This window comes from Bacteriovorax sp. HI3 (assembly GCF_059738875.1).
The window spans coordinates 1,889,531-1,910,284 of sequence record NZ_AP026946.1 but is presented as its reverse complement, the minus strand read 5'-3'; the positions used below and the strand labels follow the sequence as shown (position 1 = coordinate 1,910,284).

The 20,754-nt window shown below is 42.0% G+C and carries 20 protein-coding genes; 12 read left to right on the top strand and 8 right to left on the bottom strand.

The window, feature by feature from the left end; genetic code table 11:
• Nucleotides 1-3: 3 nt before the first annotated feature.
• Together AC6JA8_RS09505 and AC6JA8_RS09500 are read right to left on the bottom strand one after the other, a co-directional pair.
• The gene (locus tag AC6JA8_RS09505; RefSeq protein ID WP_497976850.1) at nt 4-1,359 is read right to left on the bottom strand and encodes a KamA family radical SAM protein; all 1,356 of its coding nucleotides are present in this window, start codon (nt 1,357-1,359) and stop codon (nt 4-6) included.
• 50 nt (nt 1,360-1,409) lie between these two features.
• Nucleotides 1,410-2,024 (bottom strand): DedA family protein, encoded by a 615-nt coding sequence (locus AC6JA8_RS09500; RefSeq protein ID WP_497976849.1) that lies wholly within the window; start codon nt 2,022-2,024, stop codon nt 1,410-1,412.
• A 123-nt stretch (nt 2,025-2,147) separates the two neighbouring features.
• Here AC6JA8_RS09500 and AC6JA8_RS09495 point away from each other — a divergent pair, with 123 nt between their 5' ends.
• The 4 genes from AC6JA8_RS09495 to AC6JA8_RS09480 all read left to right on the top strand — a co-directional run bounded on the left by AC6JA8_RS09495 (nt 2,148) and on the right by AC6JA8_RS09480 (nt 6,767).
• Nucleotides 2,148-4,187 (top strand): hypothetical protein, encoded by a 2,040-nt coding sequence (locus AC6JA8_RS09495; protein WP_497976848.1) that lies wholly within the window; start codon nt 2,148-2,150, stop codon nt 4,185-4,187.
• A gap of 117 nt (nt 4,188-4,304) precedes the next feature.
• Nucleotides 4,305-5,378, top strand: a complete 1,074-nt coding sequence (locus AC6JA8_RS09490) for a tyrosine-type recombinase/integrase (RefSeq protein ID WP_497976847.1) — start codon at nt 4,305-4,307, stop codon at nt 5,376-5,378.
• Between the two features lie 56 nt (nt 5,379-5,434).
• Nucleotides 5,435-6,166, top strand: a complete 732-nt coding sequence (locus tag AC6JA8_RS09485; protein WP_497976846.1) for a 1-acylglycerol-3-phosphate O-acyltransferase — start codon at nt 5,435-5,437, stop codon at nt 6,164-6,166.
• Complete coding sequence (locus AC6JA8_RS09480; protein ID WP_497976845.1) at nt 6,153-6,767, top strand: tRNA-uridine aminocarboxypropyltransferase; 615 nt, start codon at nt 6,153-6,155, stop codon at nt 6,765-6,767. Before AC6JA8_RS09485 ends, AC6JA8_RS09480 begins: the two co-directional genes overlap by 14 nt.
• Nucleotides 6,768-6,791: 24 nt before the next feature.
• Here AC6JA8_RS09480 and AC6JA8_RS09475 read toward each other — a convergent pair whose 3' ends face one another.
• A complete protein-coding gene (locus tag AC6JA8_RS09475; protein WP_497976844.1) occupies nt 6,792-7,214 on the bottom strand; it encodes a hypothetical protein in 423 nt (140 codons plus the stop codon).
• Between the two features lie 2 nt (nt 7,215-7,216).
• Nucleotides 7,217-7,528, bottom strand: a complete 312-nt coding sequence (locus AC6JA8_RS09470; protein WP_497976843.1) for a hypothetical protein — start codon at nt 7,526-7,528, stop codon at nt 7,217-7,219.
• Nucleotides 7,529-7,700: 172 nt separating this feature from the next.
• Here AC6JA8_RS09470 and AC6JA8_RS09465 point away from each other — a divergent pair, with 172 nt between their 5' ends.
• The 3 genes from AC6JA8_RS09465 (at nt 7,701) to AC6JA8_RS09455 (ending at nt 12,093) form a co-directional block, all read left to right on the top strand.
• Nucleotides 7,701-8,264 (top strand): pseudouridine synthase, encoded by a 564-nt coding sequence (locus tag AC6JA8_RS09465; RefSeq protein ID WP_102243585.1) that lies wholly within the window; start codon nt 7,701-7,703, stop codon nt 8,262-8,264.
• A gap of 85 nt (nt 8,265-8,349) precedes the next feature.
• The gene (locus AC6JA8_RS09460; protein ID WP_497976842.1) at nt 8,350-11,487 is read left to right on the top strand and encodes an efflux RND transporter permease subunit; all 3,138 of its coding nucleotides are present in this window, start codon (nt 8,350-8,352) and stop codon (nt 11,485-11,487) included.
• A gap of 75 nt (nt 11,488-11,562) precedes the next feature.
• Nucleotides 11,563-12,093: a hypothetical protein gene (locus tag AC6JA8_RS09455; protein ID WP_497976841.1), complete on the top strand. Its 531-nt coding sequence runs from the start codon at nt 11,563-11,565 to the stop codon at nt 12,091-12,093.
• A 15-nt stretch (nt 12,094-12,108) separates the two neighbouring features.
• Here AC6JA8_RS09455 and AC6JA8_RS09450 read toward each other — a convergent pair whose 3' ends face one another.
• Nucleotides 12,109-14,595 carry a U32 family peptidase gene (locus tag AC6JA8_RS09450; RefSeq protein ID WP_497976840.1) on the bottom strand — a complete coding sequence of 829 codons (2,487 nt, stop codon included), beginning with the start codon at nt 14,593-14,595 and terminating at the stop codon, nt 12,109-12,111.
• 41 nt (nt 14,596-14,636) lie between these two features.
• Here AC6JA8_RS09450 and AC6JA8_RS09445 point away from each other — a divergent pair, with 41 nt between their 5' ends.
• The 4 genes from AC6JA8_RS09445 to AC6JA8_RS09430 all read left to right on the top strand — a co-directional run bounded on the left by AC6JA8_RS09445 (nt 14,637) and on the right by AC6JA8_RS09430 (nt 17,518).
• Nucleotides 14,637-15,212, top strand: coding sequence for a LemA family protein (locus AC6JA8_RS09445; RefSeq protein ID WP_497976839.1), 576 nt, complete (start codon nt 14,637-14,639; stop codon nt 15,210-15,212).
• Complete coding sequence (locus tag AC6JA8_RS09440) at nt 15,212-15,940, top strand: TPM domain-containing protein (RefSeq protein WP_497976838.1); 729 nt, start codon at nt 15,212-15,214, stop codon at nt 15,938-15,940. The genes AC6JA8_RS09445 and AC6JA8_RS09440 overlap by 1 nt, the downstream gene beginning before the upstream one ends.
• Before the next feature lie 20 nt (nt 15,941-15,960).
• Nucleotides 15,961-16,578: a TPM domain-containing protein gene (locus AC6JA8_RS09435; RefSeq protein WP_497976837.1), complete on the top strand. Its 618-nt coding sequence runs from the start codon at nt 15,961-15,963 to the stop codon at nt 16,576-16,578.
• A 73-nt stretch (nt 16,579-16,651) separates the two neighbouring features.
• Nucleotides 16,652-17,518, top strand: coding sequence for a hypothetical protein (locus tag AC6JA8_RS09430; RefSeq protein ID WP_497976836.1), 867 nt, complete (start codon nt 16,652-16,654; stop codon nt 17,516-17,518).
• Nucleotides 17,519-17,521: 3 nt separating this feature from the next.
• Here AC6JA8_RS09430 and AC6JA8_RS09425 read toward each other — a convergent pair whose 3' ends face one another.
• The 3 genes from AC6JA8_RS09425 to AC6JA8_RS09415 all read right to left on the bottom strand — a co-directional run bounded on the left by AC6JA8_RS09425 (nt 17,522) and on the right by AC6JA8_RS09415 (nt 19,276).
• Entirely contained in the window at nt 17,522-17,893 is a 372-nt protein-coding gene (locus tag AC6JA8_RS09425; RefSeq protein ID WP_497976835.1) for a hypothetical protein, read from the bottom strand.
• Nucleotides 17,894-17,979: 86 nt separating this feature from the next.
• On the bottom strand, nt 17,980-18,468 hold the full coding sequence (locus AC6JA8_RS09420; RefSeq protein ID WP_208107798.1) for a dihydrofolate reductase: 489 nt from the start codon (nt 18,466-18,468) through the stop codon (nt 17,980-17,982).
• A 13-nt stretch (nt 18,469-18,481) separates the two neighbouring features.
• Nucleotides 18,482-19,276: a thymidylate synthase gene (locus AC6JA8_RS09415; protein WP_497976834.1), complete on the bottom strand. Its 795-nt coding sequence runs from the start codon at nt 19,274-19,276 to the stop codon at nt 18,482-18,484.
• 259 nt (nt 19,277-19,535) lie between these two features.
• On the opposite strand from AC6JA8_RS09415, the gene AC6JA8_RS09410 reads away from it, so the two are divergent.
• Complete coding sequence (locus AC6JA8_RS09410; RefSeq protein WP_497976833.1) at nt 19,536-20,729, top strand: exo-beta-N-acetylmuramidase NamZ family protein; 1,194 nt, start codon at nt 19,536-19,538, stop codon at nt 20,727-20,729.
• Nucleotides 20,730-20,754: the final 25 nt, after the last annotated feature.

Here is a 20,754-nt window from a genome sequence, read left to right as displayed (position 1 = left end):
AAGTTAGAATCCGGCCTTCTTTTTAGCGTCGGCAATCATTTGCTCGCGCTTACTTGGATCGGCCCAACGAGCTTGAGCTTCCGGAGAAAGCTTTCTGATTGGATCGAAATAGAAGAAGACTTCACCCGGTTTTACGTTTGGAGCTGTCCAAACAGAAATCCCGTTTTCTTGATCGTAGTATTCGTAAGAAGCGATATGGCGTTTACCACCACCACCTGGAGCATCACACACGAATGTTGGTGTGTTAAATCCAGCTGTCGTTCCACGCATTGCTTTTTCCAGAGCTACAGCTTCAGCAATTGTTGTTCTAAAGTGCTCGCATCCTGGAACCATATCGTGAATATAAACGTAGTATGGTTGCACGTTCATGTACTCCATCTGACGGATCAGAAGAACCATGTCGTTGATGTTATCGTTAACACCTTCTTGAAGAACCGCCTGGTTTCTTACGATGATGCCGGCCTGGAATAATCTATCCATCGCCATTTTTGAGTAAATTGTGATTTCTTTTGGAGAAGAAAAGTGAGTGTGAACAAACACAGCTTTCCCCATCGCTTGACCTTTTTTATGAACAGCGGCCAGGGCCTCGAACCATTCATTATCAGATGTGATTTTCTGAGGGAAAATCGCAATCCCTTTTGTGGCAAAACGGATACGTCTAATGTGTGGGATATCGAGAAGTGACTCACCAATTAGCGTGATTTGTTTGGCAGTTAACATGAAAGCGTCACCACCAGAGATAACAACGTCTTCAACACGTGGAGTGTTTCTGATGTATTCAAAAGCAGCTTCCATTCTCGCGGCATTGACCCCGTACGTTTCTTTTTCAACTGTCTCAGTCGATCCACCAATGAGACGTGAACGCGTACAGTATGAACAGTAAACCGGACAAATCGTCGTTGGAAGGAAGAGAACTTTATCGTAATATCTGTGAGTCAGACCCGGAACCGGAGCGTCTACGTCTTCGTGAAGAGAGTCTGCTTCGTAGTACGGGTGATCTTCTAAGAATTGAGAACCAATTGGAAGGAACTGCTTTCTAAGCGGATCATTGACCGGGTCTTTCCAGTCAATCAGCGCGAATACATAAGGAGTGATCCTGATGTTCATCGGTGTTTTATGTTGTCCAAGAAGCATGTCCTGGTAAAACTCTTCAGAACATAATTCACCTAAAACAGTTTTTACCTGCTCTACTTTTTTAATTGAATTTTTCAGCTGCCACATGTGATCGCCGAACTCTTCCTTAGAGACGTCTTTCCAGGCCGGAATCACTCTCCAGAAATCATCTGAGCGGAATTCGCGGTGGACGCCATCCTTTAAGGTTAGTCGTAAGTCAGCTTTAAGTGCGTTTGGGCTCTTCATCAAATCCCCTTGATTTAACAGTTCTACACAATAAATATTTTATGATTCTATTATCGCTTATTCTTGAAGAATTTTAAGAAAAATGGCGAAATAAGCAAAAAAATCAACAAAATGACAAAGTAATGGAAGTACTTTGTGATGTCAAAGTCGACTGTTTTACCAAGGTAATGAGCTCCCCCAACGATCCCCACAACCCATATGATGGCCCCGGCCACTTCATAAAGAGTGAATTTAAGGTAGTTCATTTTACTAGTCCCCGCGATGAATGGGGCAAAGGTACGGACAAATGCGATAAATTTGCAGAAGAGAATGGTCTTCCCGCCATGCTTCAAATAGAACTGATGGGCCATCTCCAGGTGCTTTTCCTCCAAGAGAATCTTGTTCATATTTCTTCTGGTCCAGTCGGCGAATTTGCGGCCCAGGAAGTAGCTAAAGTGATCCCCTAAGATAGTGGCCACTAGAAGCGATGGAATCAGGACATTGATATCGATATCCCCTTTGGCCGAGATCAGACCAAGGGTCAAAAGGAGAGAATCCCCAGGTAGGAAAAACCCAAACAGGCCAACCTCCGCAAATAAAATTGCGGCCAGTCCCCAGTAGCCGAAGAACTGAAAAAATGCTAAAGGATCGGTGGCGATCGCTAGAAGTGGGTCTAATAAACTCATGACTTCAAAGATTTTAGCAAAAGACGCTCGCACCACATAGTAAAAAATACATACTCCTCCCACAAGCGTGGCACACAGCACTGCAAAGAGTTAATATGCCCTATACATTCGAAGGAAAACTTTATGAAACAGCTTAAATTAGCTCTATTTTTAGCGTCGATTCTTACTGTCACTTTCGCCCAAACGGCCAACGCCGGACTTGGCGATTATCTTGAGAAAAAAGATATTCCCGGAAAAATCCGCGAAGAAGTCGCTGATCTCGATATTAATTTCAGTGCAGACTTGGGTGATTTTGACCTTGTTCAAGGTGTAAACATCGCCGGTAAATACCGCTATGAAGTTGAAGCTTCTTATCAGGATCAATACTACACAAGAATTGATAAATGGGATTTAAAAGCGAACATTAACGTCGGCGATATTGTCGAGAATTTTGTTGAACTTCCTTTTTCATTCTCAGTGAACCGTCAAAACAGCTTTTTCTTCGTCAGACAATTCAAAGAAAAAAAGGCCGCTCTAAAGGCCCTGCCATACAGTCCAAAAAGACTTCCACTCTCAGCTGACTTAGCTCTTAAAAATCTAGAGCCAGGTGATTTCGTTTCGATGCCAGCATCATTAAATATCGCTGTTCAAGCGGGTGCTTCAACTTCAACTGTAACTCCAGTTGTAGTGAGTGCAAATGCAGGTGTGTACTGGATTCTAAGTGGAGAGTTTATCGTTCAAGTCTTTAAAGTTGATGAAACTCACGTTCGCTTAAAAATGATTTCTCGCCGTGGGTACGACCGCGGAACAACTGCAGGCGCAGGTGTTTCATTTAAATTCTTCGGTGTGAGAATTCTTGACCGTCAAATCGACCGCCTATTTGACCGCGACCTGGTCCAAATGGGATATTCAGTGAATCCTGGAGCGCAGTTTATCGTAGACTACGTTTTCGATTTAAAAAATGCAGAAGCAAAAGAAGCTTACGACCAAATCCTAAAGACGACTCTAAAGTTTAAAGACGTTGTTGTAATCAACAAGCTTGATGCTTCAGAACTAAAAGACAAACTTGTGTCTTCATTTGAGAAAGCGGAAAAAGTTTTTGAAGCAGACAAGAAGCTAGATCCAAAAGATCGTCGTATCACGAGAATCTTCAAAGGATTCACGGACTACCAAGGGCACACAAAAAAGTTAAAAATGGCCCTTTTATTTATGAGCTATAAAAAAGATAAGGCCTACACAGAAAACAAGGTGACGTTCATCGATAAAAATGAAAACAACCTGGAGTTCTTCTACCCTACATACTCAAAGTACATGGAGCAGAAGTTTGGAAAATGGATCTTTGATCTTAAAGACCAAAGCTTCCAAAACAACTTTGCCCTTATCCCGCGCCTGAATGCTGAAAACACAAAAGCAAAAAACCCGGACTACGGTGTAACTTTTGAGCGCAAAGATAAATTCCTAAGCTCAAAAGAGCAAAGACTTGTTCAAAAGTTCATGATCGGACAAGTTCCTACAATGTTTGGTGACAAGATCGATCTTGATGCATGGAAATCTGGCGTAGATAAAAAAGATGCCCGCATCTATATGCAATTGGTTCTTAAGGCCCAGGGCTTTAACTACCTTAAGAACTACAGTCTTGCTGAAATCGATAAGCGCTTAATCGCCTACACAGTTCAGAAGAAAAAAGAGCACATCTTAGATGACAGTGAAGAAAACACGGCATGGGAGCGCTTAAAAGACTTCCTATTTATCGGTCGCTTCATTAAACAAGAGCGTCTGCATAACTTGGCTTCAGATATCTACACAATCCTTCAGAACAAAGAAGACGATTCTGAGATTATGACTAAGAAGCTTGTAAAACTTAACGAGCATGGAATCTTCGATAAAATCGGAGTTGGATTCCTGATCTCTCTACTCCCACAAGAGCAATTAGAAGAATTGATGTATTTAAAAATCGAAATGACGGCAAAAGATATCAAAGCTGTTGATTACGAATATGGGAAATTAAACTACCGCGCTCTTTATAATGAATTAACTCGCGTTCAATCGAGAATTTCTGACCGTTCATACGACCTGCGCGTGACAGATGCTGACCACGACATGGAAAATGCAGAAAATACTGATGCGACTAAGGATTCACGCGACTCAGACACAGTGTTGGACGATATTTTGGGCTTAAATTAGCCATTACAGGAAAATTCAACAATATCTTTGACTTAAATTCCAAAAGCTACATATAATATAAATTATATGTAGCTTTTTTAGCTTCTGGACGATCATTTTTAAAAGGATTTAAAAAGATTGGAACTGACGACGACCACTCAAAATAAAGACATCATCCCTAAAAATCCATCGCATCTTTTGATGGAAGAATACCTGCAAAATCTTCGTCGATTAAACAAATCGGAACACACGATCAAAAACTATAGAGCAGATTTGCTTAAATTTTTTCAGTGGCTGGAACACGATCAGAAGCTCAAAATTGAGAAAGTTAATGGCGAAATCATCGGGAAATATAAAGAGTTTTTAGGAAATGGGGGCCAAGTCCACCAGGAGATCATCAGAAACCCTGACGGATCGACAGAAAAAAACGGCGGGTTTTTAAATTGGTTTAAAAATCTAATCGGGAAGGCCGTCTTTAAAAAAAGAACCGAAAGATATCTCCTCTTTTTTCAGGACGCCATGAGTGTCTCATCCAGAAGACGCCATTTATCGAGCTTAAAAAACTTTTTTGAGTATTTGAAAGAATCCCACGAAGACTCTTCCAATAAATTTTTAAAAAACCCTGTTAAAAGTAAAATCCACGCAATTACTCTTAAAGAAGTCGACGTCACTCCGACAACGATGATTACTAAAGAAGATTTCAAAAAAATTGAAGAGCAAACATTTAGAACAAACGAGCGCCTGATTTTATATCTTTTATATTATGGTGGAATCCGCTTAAGTGAGCTTTGCAGTTTAAAAATTTCAAATTTCGATAAAACATCACGGACCATCACCTTCGATCGCAAAGGTGGATACGTGCACACATTAGTGATTCAAAAAGATGAACTGATTTTTAAAAATTTAAATTTTTACCTGGAAAACACAAATTTAGTCGGAGATTTTTTATTCCAAACCAAAGAGGGGAGGCCTTACTCTTCCAAGGCAATGTATAACAAAATCATAAAAATCATTGAACGAGCTATTCCCGAAAACCAAACAACAACTAAAATTACACCCCACAGTTTCAGAAAGGCCTGTGCCACTGAGCTCTATATGAAGTCCAAAGATTTATTGTTTGTTCGCGATTATTTGAATCATAAAGACGCAAAAATCACCCAGACTTATATTGATAAACGCACACTCTCCCTGAAAACACGCCGTTATCACTAGGGATTTGACGAGATCTCCCCTTTAATTCGCGTGTTTTTTATGCAAAAATGCCCTCTATGTTAAAAATTATTCGCCTTACTCTTTTTGCCATTTGGGTGGTTATTGCGGCCACGCTTGGGACACTTCGTGCACTTTTTAAACCCTTCGACACTAAAAGCTTGATGCTGACAGCGAACCTGATCAAACACGGCGATAAAATTTTAGGTTTAAATATCATCGTAAGAAACCGCGATATTTTATTAAGAGAGCGCCCATGTGTTTTTATCAGCAACCACCAGGACAACCTGGATATTATTTTAGGTTCTAAAATGATTGCTGAGCGAATCGTGACGATTGGAAAAAGATCGATTCTCTTTATTCCATTCTTTGGAATTTTCTACTGGTTATCAGGAAACATTCTGATTAATCGCGGGAATAAAAGAAGTGCTTTTGGAACAATGGATACTGCTTCTAGAAGTATTAAGGAAAAAAATCTTTCCATCTGGATCATGCCGGAAGGAACGCGCTCAAGAGGACGTGGGCTTCTGCCATTTAAAAAAGGTCCATTCGTGACAGCGATTAAAGCACAAGTTCCTATCGTTCCAGTTGCCTGGAGTAATTACATCCAGACGATGGATTTAAATAAGTGGCGTGCAGGTGTTGTTATTGAAGAAGTTCTTGAACCGATTCAAACTGCGGGCATGACTTTAGATGATGTTGATCGTTTAAAAGATCACTGCTATCAGGTTCTAAAAACAGCGATCGAGCGCATCGATGCTGAAGCTAAAGTTCTTTATGAACAAGCGTAGATCGACACAAGGCAAGCGCTGCTTACGTTGTAAAATTCACAAGTCATTATGTTTTTGCGATATCATCCGCGAGGTGCCAACGAAAACGCGCGTCTCGATCATCATGCATCACCGTGAAAGGCATCTGACTTCCAACACTGCCAATCTCGCTCAACTTGTTTTACCTAATTGCCAAATATCTTTACGTGGCTTTCCCAATGAACCTTTTTCAATAGACTCATTAAAACTAAACGCTGAGGAATCCCCGATATATCTTTTTCCCCATGAAGATGCGATTGAATTAAACGCTGAATTTATGGAGGCCAATAAAGATAAAAAGTTTCATCTTATTGTTCCCGATGGGACATGGTCTCAGGCCGTAAAAACTTACCGTCGCGAACCAGGACTCGCGGGCATTCAGTGTGTGAAACTTCCACCTGGTGAGCCTGGCCGCTACAAGCTTCGCAAATCAAGTGATGAAAATAGATTGTCCACATACGAAGCGATTACCCGCGCTCTACATATTCTGGAAAACCAGGAAACGCTAAAGGCCGATATGGAATTGGTGTTTGATACGATGGTTGAAAGAGTTGTCAGAGGAAGAACGGCCTTCGAAAATTAACTCTTCGAAGGCGCCTGGAAGTCATTATCTAAAAGTGTCTACAGTTTTGCAGTTTGAACGGTAAGAGAAGTTATCGATCGTCGAAATTCTCGAAGCGATTTTCTCTTCAAAATCTAAAAGTAAGTTAAGATTTTTTAAGTACGGCTCGTTTGTTTTTAAAACTAATTGATCAAACGGCTCTTTTGAAACTTCACCGCCATTAAAATGACGAATGTATCCTTCAACGCGAACTTCTTCGAAGCTTTGGATTGATTGAGTTGCACCTGCTTTTTCAGTCACAACATTAACGATTCCTTCCACGCGGCTGAAGTCGTCAACAATCACGACACCAGAAGCATCAAATTTATGAACGCCTTGAATGTCAGCAGATTTACAACGGAAGCTGATAGTGTTGGCAAAAACAGTCATTGGCATTGCCACTAAAAGAACAAGTAGTGTGTGTTTCATTCTTATAACCCCGGTTTTGTCTCTACAGAGTTGACTCCATTACCTGGGGCCTCTGTAAATTCTGTATTTGTTGGTGACTCGGTTGTTAGAGCGCGAAGGTCTGGCCCGTTTCCAGATCTTTTGTATCTTCTAGCTTTTCCAAGACGAGCTTTTTTCTTTTTATTTTTATTCTTCTTTTTCGAGTTCTTATTCTTTGACTCGGAAACGTTTGTTTCTGATTTCTTCTTTTTAGTCGCGGCCTCTGCATCAAGGCTGAAGGCATTCCCAAAAAATAAGACGAGGCCAAGTAGTGCCGTCACACAAGTCTTTAGCATAATCATCCTATGAACATTGTTTATAAAGCCTCGGTATTTTTATGGACTCTACCTGATGTGGCAAGTTTTAAAAGCACTCTCCTACTAATTTTCGGAGGTTATAAGATATTAAGCTGGAGTAATCTGCGACATTAGTAGACATAGAGCATTACCCCTTTTAAACTGGGCCTCTATGAATGACGCTCTTTATATAGCCTTCTACAAACCCTATGGGATCTTAAGTCAGTTCACTTCTGATGACCCTAAGGAGACGTTGGGTAACTTTAATCTGCCCAAAGGGGTCTATCCCGCTGGTCGATTGGATAAAGACTCTGAGGGGCTTTTAATCCTGAGTAATGACGGGGCCTTTATCGACCAACTTTTAAATCCTAAATTTGATAAAGAAAAAATTTATTGGGTGCAGGTTGAAAACATCCCGAGCGAAGACTCTTTGAATATTTTGAGAAAAGGCGGCATTCAGATCCAAGATTACAAAACTAAACCGGCCAAAGTTCATATTATTGAACCCCAACCTGTGATGCCAGAGCGCGACCCTCCTGTGAGATTTAGAAAGTCTATTCCGACGTGTTGGTTAGAAATTAAAATCAGCGAAGGAAAAAACCGTCAGGTGCGCCGAATGACAGCGAGTATCAATCACCCGACTCTGCGCCTGCTTCGCCAGCAAGTAGGAAAATATAAGCTCGGAGAACTAAATCCCGGGCAATGGGTGGCCATTAAGAAGAGCGATATTCTCTAATCTTACTTTCATTTTGTTCATTTTAAGTGAAACTTTTCGAAATTTATCTCGTACAATTTTGTAGTAAATTTACACAGGATCACAAATGAACCTTATCGACCTTTCCATTAAACGCCCCGTCTTTGCGTGGGTTCTCATGTTCTCACTCATCGTCTTTGGAGCAATCTGTGTTAACCGCATGGGTATTTCACAGCTTCCCGATGTCGACTTCCCGATCATCAACGTCTCGATCACTTATGAAGGGGCCGCTCCTGAAGTTGTAGAAAGTGAGCTTATCGATCCAATCGAGCAGAGACTTCTCAACATCGAAGGGATCAAGGAAATGAGATCAAGTGCCCGTCAAGGTGCCGGATCAGTGACACTTGAATTCGATATCAATAGAAACGTCGACGTTGCTCTTCAAGAGGTTCAGTCGGCACTTTCACAATTAAGACTGCCACAAGGGATTGACCCGGCCGTTATTAGAAAACAAAACCCGGAAGAAGATCCGATTCTTATTATCTCAGTTTTCAGCGATGCAAATCTAAAAGACATGCTCGCATGGGCCGACAACTACCTGCTTGACCAAATCCGCTTCCTTCCAGGAGTTGGTGAGGTTTCCGTTGGTGGAGCTTCAGAGAGAAACCTTCGCGTTTGGATTGATACAAAAAAGCTCGAGCGTTTTGAACTCACCATTGATGACGTTATCGCCGCCCTAAACTCTCAGCACGTTGAAAGTGCTGCCGGACAATTTACCGAAGGAAAAAGAGAACTTCGCGTAAGATGGTTAGGTGAAGCTGCCGCTTTAAGCGAAGTGGAAAATATCCGCATTCTTCGCCGTGGTGGAGAGAGAATTTTTAACCGCAATATCTATATTAAAGACGTCGCTACCGTTGAAGACGGTCTTTCTGATATCCGCCGCCTTGCCCGCGTAAACGGACAGGAGGCTATCGGTATCCAGGTCAGAAAGCAGCGTGGAACCAACGAGGTTCAGGTTGCTGAAGAAGTTATTAAAAAGTTTGAAGAAATTAAAGGCAATTTTCCTAAAGGATACAACTACCGCGTAAACATCAACTTCACCAAATCAACTGAAGCAACGGTTGGGCTGACGATTGAAAAACTTTGGGTAGCTGCCCTGATCACCATCGTGATCTGTTTTCTTTTCTTAGGAAGTTTCCAGGCCGCTTTAAACATTCTCTTTTCAATTCCAACTTCGATTGTAGGGACGTTTACTATTCTCTACTTCTCCGGCTTTACTTTAAACCTCTTTACTCTTTTGGCCCTGACACTTTCGATTTCTATCGTTGTTGATGATGCCATCATGTTACTTGAAAACATTGTCCGTCACTACCGTTTAGGAAAAGACTCAAAAACGGCCGCTTCTGAAGGAGCAAAAGAAGTTCTTCCTGCTGCCGTGGCCGCAACATTAGCGGTTGTCGCCGTCTTCCTTCCAGTTGTTTTCATGGACGGGATCATTGGTAAATTCTTCTTCCAGTTCGGTGTTACAATGTGTGCCTGCGTTCTGATCTCCCTTCTTGAAGCTGTGACGATCACGCCAATGCGTGCGGCCGCTTTATTAAGCACGGAACCAGAAGTTTCTAAATTCGAAAGATACCTAGATGAAGTTTTCCACAAGTTTGGAGACAAATATAAAGCAGTGCTGGCAAAAACACTTGAGTGGAAATGGGCCGTTGTTTTAGGCTCAGTTGTTTTCTTCGTGGTCTCGCTGGTTCTCGTCAGTAAAGTCCGCCAGGAATTCGTTCCTTTACAAGACCAGGACATCATCATTATGCAAGGGATGACTCCTCCGGGAACTTCACTTGAAACAACCAGTGCGAAAGCTCAAGAGCTTGAAGCGATCTTAAAGAAAAATGAAAATATCGAAGGCTACTTTACCTCTGTAGGTGGTTTTGGTGCCGGATCAAATACAAGTATGGTTTTCCTTCCAATCTCACTAAAACCGAGAGCCGAAAGAAAAATGGGTCACATCCAGATTATGGAACAACTCCGCGAAGAGTTTAAGGCCGTAAAAGGCATTCGTGTCACGTTAAGAGATAACTCTGCCAGAAACCTTTCTTCTGGTCGCCAGAACCCGATTGCCATCAACTTGCGTGGACCGGATTTAAAAGTGCTGGAAGCAAAATCAGCAGAATTCATGAAGCGTATTGAAGATGAAAAAATTGGTGTGGATATGGACACGGATTACCGCTCAGGGATTCCTGAACTTATCTTAAAACCAAATAGAAAAGCGATGAGTGACCGCGGGGTTTCGGTTGAAACTGTAGGTGCCATTCTCGCTGCCGGTGTTGGTGGTGTGAGACAAGGTAAATACACTTTCGATGGAAAACGCTACGACATCCGCTTTAAGATTAAAGATGAACAAGTGCGCACTCCGGAAGACTTTAAACACTTATACGTAAGAAACCAGGCCGGAAACTTAATTCCTTTTTATGAACTAGTCACAATTGAAGAAGGAAACGCGATTCAAAGTATTTCCCGTGTAAACCGTCAAAGAGCGATTTCTGTCTACGGAAACTTAGCTCCAGGACAATCACAGGCAAAAGTTCTTGAGCGTGCAAAACAAATTGCGCAGGAAATTCTTCCTCCGTCATATTCATTTGCCCTTGAAGGAGCTTCGGCGGGATTTGCTTCGTCATTCTCAAGCTTATACTACGCCCTGATGATCGGTATCTTAGTTGCCTACCTGATCTTAGCTGTGCAGTTTGACTCTTTCATTCACCCGGTTTCTGTTCTTGTCGCCCTTCCATTCTCGGTGACGGGGGCCTTGATTGCCCTGTGGATGTTTAACATCTCACTAAACCTCTTCTCATTTATCGGTCTGATCGTTCTTATGGGTATCGCTAAAAAGAACTCGATCATGCTGGTGGAATTCACTAACCAGGTTAGAAACGGTCACATGGACAACCGCCATGAGACACCGTTAAATGCCCTTTTATTAGCTTGTCCGATCCGTCTTCGTCCGATCATCATGACATCGGTAGCGACTGTTGCAGCGGCCACTCCGCTGGTTCTAGGTTCTGGAATTGGGGTTGAAACCCGTATCCCGATGGGTCTATCAATTATCGGGGGAACGATTATTTCAACACTTCTAACCCTGTTTGTAGTTCCGGCCCTTTACCTGATTTTAACTCCGCTTGAGCGTTCAGAGACTTACGTGAAGAAAGTCCCAGCTGAAGGCGCTCCAGCGAAAAATGTCCCATCAAACGGGCATGAAGCGCTTTAAAAAAGAGTATAATTTCTACAACACCCCCCAAAAATTCTCCAGTGCTGGTATAAACGCCAACACTGGAGAATTCTTATGAAAACCGCGCTCACCTTTGTAAGCTTTCTGGCCCTCCTTATGACATTGGCCCAGGCCCGCGAACTCAGTCCGGTAGGTTATGGCCTGCAATGCTCAGGGACATCGAGTACCGACTTAAAAAACTGCCTTAACCGTGAATCAGATAAAATTGATGAGGCCAATCTTCCTAATGAAATTATTATTTCCACAGAGGCCAGTGGAAAAGAATCACTTTTAAAAATGGTGACGACTATCTCGGAGGAGCGCTCAGATAACTACGCTCTTAGCTTGGCCGCAAAAATCCCAATGATTGAAAAGGCCATCGCGACAGCTCTGATCATTCAATATGAAGATGAGCCGCAATTGTATTATTATATCGTTGATCAAAATGGCCGATTGGAAGTGATTTTTGATGGACTCAACAGCGTTGATGTCTCTGAGAATATGGCCGAGATTTTCCTGAATGAACCTGATGTTTTCTCTCTTAAATCAGACAACGTTTCAGCACAATTTAAAAAGTGGATAAAGTATTTAAAAGGGCAAGAGTAAAAACCTGGCCCTTCTTTAGCCCTTTTTCCTGTCTTTATACTCAGCTTCGCGATGAGACCCATCAGAGAGACCGTATTTTTCTAAAACTCCGATGTGTCCGATGATTTCTTTTGTGAGTTCCACATTCTGATTCGTCAGTAGATTTGCGTAACCCACAATCTTCTTTGAAAGCTCTTCGCCTCTTTCATATAGGGCCTCAAATCTAAATTCGCTTACACCTTTTTCCAGAAGCTCCGGGATAAGTTTGGCCGCAGACTGAGGGATGGCATTGAACATGGTATTGCGGCATTCCTGATCTGCTTTAATCTGGTGGTGGTTTCCAAACTGATCTTTTAATTCCAGCCTGTGCTCTTCACATGGCTTTCCACAGTCTCTAAAACTCTTTCCATCACTTAAGAAAGCGGCAAACACACAATGCTCCATATGAAATGAAGGCATATATTGGTGAGTAGTCACTTCAATTCCATCAGTGTTTTTAACCATGTCAAAAAGCTGCTGAGAATTTAAGTCGTAAGAAGCGCACACAGAAGAGAGTTTTTTCCCCAGGAAATACTCGGCCGTCACAGAGTTTGTCACGTTAAGGCTAAAGTCCCCTTTGAGTTCAAAATTCTTATCCTGGAAATAATAAACCGCTCCTAAGTTGCGGCATAAAATCACATCTGGGTTAGCGCGTTCGATGATTTTAAAATTGTAGTATTCATTTGGCTTAAGAATTCTCGTTGTCGCAATCCCAACCTTGATTCCTTTTTCTTTTAAAAGCGCCACACTTTCAGCGTAGCCTTTACCAAATTCGTAATCCAGGTAAACAACACCCAGTGAATCAATCACTTTTTCATAAAAACCCAAGAAGTCATGAACTTGAGAGATCTCTCTTAAAAGGACATTGAGTTTCGGTGCTTTTTTCTCTGATTTTTTAGATGAATGAAGATCTACCTCGCGCATCTCCAGTGGAGCTCTCTCTATGCGCTTTTGCATTAAGAGTTCCGTAAACTGGCGGCGGATTTGTTTTAATTCTTTCTGGTGAATAAAGAAGTCTTTATCTTTTGAAAGAGTGAGTCCATCGAGGATAAAACACGAATTCCCCAAAGCTCCAAGCTCGGCCTCGAGTTCTGCTCGCCCGACTGGTTTTGAAGAGGCCTCTTCTAAAGAACCTTCAGAAAAAACGGTTACAGAGCGCTCCCCGTCACTTGCTTCAACTTTTAGTGGTTTTCCAATCTCAGCATCCACACTCAAGTGAATCGGGATTCTCTTCTTTAAATTTTTATCGGTATAAGACATTGTGAGTTTCTTTTCAACCACGGCATCCGAGTTGAAGTACACGATAAAATCCAGAGCGACTTTTTTAAAATCAAAACTCTTATCAAAGGAAAGTTCAAAAAGGTTTTCTTTTAATTTTTTAACACCGTAGAGTTTTCCCCCTACTTCTGTTTTTTTACCACGCAGGCTTCCAGCGAGTAAAACGCCGTCACCATTTTTTAAATGCGGGTAAGAGATTTCAACAGTCACTGACTTTGGGTCAATCTTTTTAACTTTACCGATGGCCAGACCTCTATGCGCTCCATAGGTTCCATCCACCAGGTCCTGGTGATTCACACCATGAAGCCATCCAGAAAAAAATCCACGCGAATACGTTAAACTCATTTCTGTTTTTTTTGCTTCGATTTCTTTTTTTGAAAGTTGTTTGCCATAGGCTTCAACCAGGTCAATGGCCTCGCGGTAATTGTGAGCGGCACTCGCTACATATTCGGGCGTCTTTAATCGCCCTTCGACTTTAAAGCTTTCGATCCCTATGTTTACAAGCTCAGGAATCTCGGCAATTCCGCATAGGTCTTTTGGTGAGACTAAATACTTGTAATCGCCAAGCTCGTACTTCTTCCCATCGACGATCATCTCGTATTCTAAGCGACAGCTTTGAGCACACTGGCCTCTATTGGCGCTTCTTCCTCCGATGCTCTCGCTGGTAAAGCACTGGCCGGAATAGGCCACGCAAAGAGCACCGTGAACAAAAACTTCCAGCTCTTTGTCCGTCTTTTCTTTAATCGCACGCATTTCTGGAAGACTAACTTCTCTTCCTAAAACGAAGCGTTTAATTTTGAGATCGTCTAATAAACTCATCGCCTCGTGATTGGTCACGGTCATTTGAGTTGAGCCGTGAATCACTTGATCAGGGGCCATATCGCGAACGAGTTTTGCCAGTCCCACGTCCTGAACAATCAGGGCGTCTGGTCTTAGTGGTAAAACTTCTTTTAATAATTTTATGACTTCGGATAATTCATCTTGAAAAATAACAACGTTGAACGCGAGGTTGACTCTTACACCGTATAGGTGGCACAACTCGATCATTTCTTTGAGTTCACTTACAGAGAAATCGGTAGTTCTTCCGCGGGCATTAAAGTGAGGCATACCGACATAAATAGCGTCAGCGCCATTATGAATGGCGGCCAGGCACATATTCATGTTTCCTACTGGTAGAAGCAGTTCACTTTTCTTATTCTTTGACATAACCTTATTCTAATTCAAAAGAGTTACCCTAGGAGTTACTTATGAAATATTTATCACTATTAGTCATCATGCTTTTTACGGTTTCTTGCGGGATGCAGAGTATCCCAACTGCCTTGAATCAGGTAGACGCTGACTGGGCGGAAGTACAAAACCAATACAAGAGACGCCAAGACCTTATCCCTAACCTGGTAGAAGTGGTCAAAGGCTACGCTAAACACGAAAAAGAAACTCTGGAAGGAGTCGTTTCAGCTCGTGCAAAAGCTACACAAGTTAACTTTACAGCTGATCAGTTAAACGCAGAAAACCTTAAAAAATTCCAGGACGCTCAAAGTGGATTATCATCTGCTTTATCGCGTTTAATGGTAGTAGTTGAAAAATACCCTGACCTAAAAGCAAACCAAAATTTCCGCGACCTGCAAGCTCAACTTGAAGGAACAGAAAATAGAATCACAGTAGCAAGAAACCGCTATATCGCTGCTATTCAAAACTTTAACAACCTGGTGACTGTACCTCCGACATCTTGGTACAACTCTCTGTTCTTAAAGCACGAGAAGAAGCCACAATTTGCAGTGGAAAATTTAGAAAGAGCTCAAGAAGCTCCAGCAGTTAAATTCTAATGATTAAAAAAACTCTCACTTCACTTTTATTATTCTGCCTGTGCACCCTGAGCGCTTTTGCGCTTGAGGTGCCGGCCCTTACAGGCCCAGTGGTGGATGAGGCACAGTTTCTTTCTCGCGATGCTTTTCGCGCGATTGAAGGGGCCCTTTTAAATCTTAACCAAACTGAAGGCATCCAGTTTCAAGTTCTCATCATTGATAAGTTAGTTGATGAAACAATTGAGTCCTATTCGATTAAAGTCGTCGATGAATGGAAGCTTGGAAAAAAAGGCGATGACCGCGCTGCTCTTTTTCTTATCTCGCTAGATGATAGGAAAATGCGCATTGAAGTGGGACGTGGACTTGAAGGCACACTTACCGACTTAACCACCAATAGGATTCTCGATGAAGTAAAACCTTTTTTCCAAAAAGGTGATTACGACAACGGAGTCGCTCTAGGTCTTGCCCTGATGGCCCAGGCCGATGGCAAAAAACTCGATTTCAACGGACAAATTAAACCGCGACACCAAAGAAAAGGAAGTGCGCCGATGGTTCTTATTGCCATCTTTGGTCTGATTTTCTTTCTGCAATTCTTCTTCCCTAACATTCGTGGTGGTGGACGAGGTGGTCGCGGTGGATACTACGGCGGCTGGGGTGGCGGAGGCGGTCTCGGTGGAGGCGGTGGCGGAAGCTCGTGGTCCGGAGGCGGCGGCGGATTTTCCGGCGGTGGCTCGAGTGGTAGTTGGTAAAAATAATTTTAGAGGCATATATGATTTCAGCAAAAGACAAAGAGCAGATTAAAAAACTTATCACTGAAGCAGAGAAAAAATCTCACAGTGAATTGGTGCCGATGATTGTATCGACATCAGATAATTACCCTGCGGCCCACTGGCGAGCGGCAATTATCGTGTCCTTTCTTTTTTCTCTAGGGCTCTACTTTTCTCCGCTAGCGATCATTAACCCAATTTATTTTTTATGGATCCAAGTCCCAGGACTTTTTATCGGTTACTGGCTGGGGAATATTCCAGCTGTGACAAGACTCCTGATCACTAAAGAAGAAATCGAATTTGAAGTCACTCAAAGAGCGATTGAAGCTTTTTACGAGCACAACCTGCACGTGACAGACAAGCATAACGGCGTTCTTATTTTTATTTCTCTACTAGAGCGCAAAATTAAAATCATCACTGACGTCGGCGTAAAAGAAAAAGTCGATCAGAAAATCTGGGATGAAATCACTTCCGAGTTCATTGAAAAAGTAAAAGAAGGCGATTTTGTTCTTGCCCTAAAAAACACCATCAACGCCGCAAGCGACATCCTGGAAAACTATTTTCCAAAAAGCGAAGGGGCCAAAAAGAACGAACTAAAAAACGACATCATCATTGAGTAAGATTATCCGACCTCTTTAGTCGTGATAGTTTTTTTAAGTAGTCACTCTCCTTTTGATTCTTCATTCTTTAGGAATGAAAAAATCAATTTTTATCCTAGCTGTGCTTTGCTTTTCTTTTTACTGTGCTAATACTTTTGCCGGCACCCTGCCTACGACGAAAAACGAGTTCTGCGCCCGTTTTGAAGACGACAGCATCCTTGCCACCTACACAGACGATAGCTCCAACCTGATGGCCTTTAAAAATCAGGGAGGACTATTTAACGGTGGTGTGTGCTGGTGGCACTCGCGTTTTCAGCGCAACATCTTTTATCTTTCGATTTTTAGACCAGATCTTCCTCGCCCAAAGGCCTCTGAAGTGAAGGCCCTGATTAAAGAAATCAGAAGCGGACAAAAGGTTTTTACCATTCCAGGCTTCTCTAATTTCTCTGACTTCAGTGAAACTTATAAAAAAGAAATCCTAAGCGAGCTGGAAAGCTGGCAGCTTTACGATGGCGTAGTTTTAGGAAGCTGGATTGATGGACTAAAAGGCGACACAAAAGTTAAGCCAGATGTTTTAAAAGGCATGATGGATAAAGTTTTTGACTATGTGGTGGTCAATAAAAAGATTGCTTACCAAAAACTCCAAATCAAAGGCATCACGTCTCATGCCTGGCTGATTACGAACATGAAAAAAGTCGATGGTGGCGGATACGAAATTGGGCTTATTGATTCAAATAATCCCCGCCAATGCGAAAACTACTCATACAAGAATGGTGATGAAAGCTTCTTTGAAAAAGGTTATGGCAATTTCGTGCCTTACTTAGAATTCACCAGAGAAGAAGAACGTTTAAGTTATGCGGCCAAGACATACTGTGGAGTGAAGGCCTTTGGAAACTCGCACCCAGAAAACTGGGCACGAGATTATGACTTAGACTTAAAGGAAGCGAAAGCTCATCGCTAAATCTTAACGACAGAAAGAGTTTTCGTCTTTTAGAACTTCAAACGAAAGTTTTTCTGAGTACTCTCTCCAGTTGTCGAAATCAGCATCGAGGATTTCTACCACTAATCCATTTTGGATCACGTCGTTTCTTACCGATTCATATTTAAGAGTGATCGTGTAATAAACGTCGATGATCCCTTGGTCTACTCTGTGCTCTCTTGTCTGAACGTTTGTTACTGTGAAGACTTCATCAGCATATCCCAGTGAACATTTAGCAAGTTTTGTATTTAGGTATTTTTCGATCTCTACTTCTCCAAACTTGTGGTTTGAAACAAGAGTGTAAGCATTTGCTTGTGCAGTCATGGCCAGGACAAGGGCAAGAATCATTTTTTTCATAAGTGCCTCCATAGTTTTTTATGGGGCACTTTTATCTTAAATTAAAATGGGATTCAATAGATGAATGGTTAGGATATGGTCAGGATTTAAATGCGATCCAAAATCTTAAAAGTAAAATCCTTGAATTCTTCTTTCTTTAGAACTTCCCATTCCTTGTAATCCACCGGAGGGAAAAACGCATCAGCAGGCCCTTCATAAGGCACTTCTGAGAGATAAATTTTCTGCGTATATGGCAGGAAGAAATTAAAGATCTCTCCTCCGCCGATAACCACCATTTCGAAGTCATCGACTTCCAGGTCTGACTCAGCTTCAAGAGCGAGATCGAAGGCCATCATGGGGTCATGAATAACAATGACCCCATCTGGTTTAAAAGTTGTATCGCGGGTAATAACCACGTTTGCTCTATCTGGCAATGGACGTCCGATTGACTCGTAAGTCTTTCTTCCCATCACAATCATTTTTCCAACAGTGAGTTTTTTGAAATTCTTCAAATCTTCCGGGATATGCCACAGAAGTTTATTGCCTAATCCAATCTCACCTTTTGGCCCGTGGGCCACTACCATAGAAACATGCATGATTCTTTATCCCTTAAACTGCAATGGGAGCTTTAATTGTTGGATGCGGATCGTATCCTTCAAGTTTAAAGTCCTCAAATTTGAAATCAAAAATATTTTTAATATCAGGATTGATCGTCATCTTCGGCAACATTCTAAAATCGCGAGAGAGCTGAAGTTTTGCCTGCTCAATGTGGTTTGAATACAAGTGAGCGTCTCCCATAGTGTGAACGAAGTCACCTAACTGAAGTCCAGTTACCTGAGCAATCATCATCGTTAGAAGTGCGTATGAAGCGATGTTAAATGGAACACCTAAGAAAATATCAGCTGATCTTTGGTAGAGCTGACATGATAAGCGACCGTCGGCCACGTAGAATTGGAAAAAAGCGTGACAAGGAGGAAGCGCCATCTTTTCAATTTCGGCCACGTTCCATGCTGAAACGATAAGGCGTCTTGAGTCCGGGTTCTTTTTAATTTGGTTAATCACCGATGTGATCTGGTCTACAGTTTCTCCGTTAGCGCCTTTCCAAGATCTCCACTGAGAGCCATAAACAGGCCCTAGGTTTCCATCTTCGTCTGCCCATTCATCCCAAATCGTTACACCATTGTCTTTTAGGTATTTAATATTGGTTTCACCTTGAAGAAACCATAGTAGTTCGTGAATGATTGATTTTAAGTGCAGCTTTTTTGTTGTGACTAAAGGAAATCCTTCGGCCAGGTTATAGCGGCATTGGTATCCGAAAACTGAAAGTGTTCCCGTTCCTGTGCGGTCTTCTTTTTGGTGTCCGTGCTTAAGAACATGATCCATCAAATCGTGGTACTGTTTCATAAACTTGTCCTTTGTGTGTGTTGTGTTTCGTGAGTGTGTTTCTCTAGAGAAAATAGTATCTTTTTCTCCAGGTGTTTTCAATGATGAGATTCCCGAAGAAGTGACATTAATGCTTTGCAAATTCTTTCATTATCTTACTTAAGCATCTCTCTCGGATATTATCTTGTTTTTTCTTTTATCTTTACAAAAATTCAGCTCACAACCAGAATTAAAGTATTAAAAATCTAAGCAAAACTGCAAGGAATCTAGGAAGTTTAACATGACAAAAGTTGTGACTGGTCTTGAGCGATTAGTGAATGAAAAATCCCTTCAAGATAGCATTAAAGGAAATATCGGTTATCTCTGCCATAGCGCCTCGATTGACTCTCATTTCAACACAGGGGTTATTCTCCTGCAAAAACTTTTTGGGTCTCGCCTGACAAAACTTTTTGGACCTCAACACGGATTCGTGACTGACGTTCAAGACAACATGATGGAGACGGCCCACTACGTTCATCCGTATTTTAAAATTCCTGTGTACTCACTTTATTCAGAAACAAGAATTCCAACTGATGAAATGCTAAAAGGTCTCGATACACTCATTATCGACCTACAAGACGTTGGAACGCGTGTTTATACCTACATCTCAACGCTTTCACTGATCATGGAAAAATGCGCTGGACGAGACATCAAGCTTGTCGTTTTAGACCGCCCGAATCCAGTGGGTGGAGAAATGATTGAAGGAACGGTTCTTCAACCAGGCTACGAATCATTTGTAGGACGCTACCCTATTCCTCAACGTCACTCGCTGACAATGGGAGAAGTGGGAATGTTCGGAAAAAATGTTTTAAAAACAGACTGCAACTTAGAAGTTGTAAAGATGACCAATTGGAAAAGAGATATGTACTGGGTAGACACAGGTCTGCCATGGGTTCTTCCTTCGCCAAACCTTCCGACCATGGAAGGGGCCATCACTTTTGCCGGGACAGTTCTTTTTGAAGGGACAAATGTTTCTGAAGGAAGAGGGACAACCAGAGCGCTTGAAATCGCCGGATACCCGGGAATTGAAGCCTTTTCATTCTGCGAGCGCGTGATGAAGCGCTTTCATGAAGAAGGGCTAACAGAAGGCTTTAACCTGCGCCCTATTATCTTCCTGCCGACATTCCAAAAGCATCAAGGCCAAAACTGCGGCGGGATTCACATCCATCCGACAGTGAATTCAAAATTTAAGTCGTGGAGTGTTTCTCAAATGCTTTGCCGCGAATTTAAACGCGAGCTGGGAGATAAATTTGAATTCCACAGCAAGCCGTATGAATACGAGTTCCACAAACTGGCCATCGATTTAATCAACGGTACAGACACGATCAGACACTGGGTGAATAACCTGGGATCTTATTCGGAATTGCAAAAGCTTGAGACAGTAGGACACGAAAAGTTTTTAAATCAAAGAGAAGGAATTCTTCTCTATAAATAGACAAATAAAAAAGGCTCCCGAGGGA